General features: G+C 51.8%; 1 protein-coding gene. It reads left to right on the top strand.

Translation table 11 applies throughout. From position 1 onward, the window contains the following. On the top strand, positions 1-476 hold a 476-nt coding region (locus KP708_RS15535; protein WP_215757262.1), incomplete at its 5' end, for a hypothetical protein. Positions 477-564 lie beyond the last annotated feature (88 nt).

The raw sequence follows: 564 nt of genomic DNA, 5'->3' as shown, positions 1-564 counted from the left end.
AAATGAAAAGGTATAATCTAATGAATATTTCTAAACTCCGACACGAGATCGGAGTTGCCAAGACGTTTATTCGTAACGACCGGCAGACCATCATTGAACTAGAGGCTGTACTCGCTGATCTTGGCGATGTTCGAGCCGAGGCAGCTAACTGGAGGCTGGAACAGAGCCGGAAAGGGCTTCCGATTCCGGTTCTGCCTTTAAAACTCACCGGTTCTGCCTTTAAAGCTGAATCTGTACAGGATACGATTAATGCGGCGACGGACGCCATCGTACCTCAGCAAGAGACGCATCGTACCTCAGCAAGAGACGCTCCCACGTTTTTAGTTCGAACTATCAGCGCCTCGTGGGATCGGGTATGTGATGAAGCGCGGGCCGTCTGCGATGACCTAGAGGTCGCTCGGGTTGCCTATCTGGCAGCGTCGAAGAAACTCTACGCTTTGCATCAAGAAACTCTACGCTTTGCATCAGTCAGCTAAGCCCGGAGAGCGCACTACGCCCCAGACTTCGCTAACACGTTGCGGAGACCATACGACATTGTTGCGGAGACCATACGACATTGCAACG

It is taken from the genome of Gluconobacter sp. P5H9_a (genome assembly GCF_018812085.1).
In the GTDB taxonomy this organism is placed as follows: domain Bacteria; phylum Pseudomonadota; class Alphaproteobacteria; order Acetobacterales; family Acetobacteraceae; genus Gluconobacter.
The sequence above is the reverse complement of the archived record's forward strand: the minus strand, read 5'-3'. Positions and strand labels throughout refer to the sequence as shown.